This window comes from Kytococcus schroeteri (assembly GCF_002847825.1).
Lineage (GTDB): Bacteria > Actinomycetota > Actinomycetes > Actinomycetales > Dermatophilaceae > Kytococcus > Kytococcus schroeteri.
In genome coordinates, this window is the sequence record NZ_PKIZ01000159.1 from 1 (window position 1) to 307 (window position 307).

The 307-nt window shown below is 60.3% G+C and carries 1 protein-coding gene; it reads right to left on the reverse strand.

Going from position 1 to position 307, the window contains the following annotated elements; translation table 11 throughout:
* Window positions 1–192, reverse strand: a 192-nt coding sequence (locus tag CYJ76_RS11980; RefSeq protein ID WP_238138250.1) for a TSUP family transporter, incomplete at its 3' end; no start/stop codon positions are given.
* Window positions 193–307: the final 115 nt, after the last annotated feature.

Here is a 307-nt window from a genome sequence, read left to right on the forward strand (position 1 = left end):
CTTCTGGCGCACATCGGATGCGCGGAGCATACGTGCTGCGGCCGATGAGGTGCCGAAAACCGCCGCCAACTTGTTTGCCGCCATTGCCGAGGCTTCGGGGGTCGCGGGTGCGATGATCAAAATGAGGGGGATGAGGACGAGACCACCGCCGCCGACGATGGCATCAATCAGGCCAGCGACGAAGGATCCCACTGCGAGGACTGATAACGCCTCGACGGAAAGGTCGGCCAACAATTTTAGAACTGATCGGGAGTGTTGACCAGCATGTGTGCAACTCGCTCCATGTGTTCCCACATGGCTGCGCGGT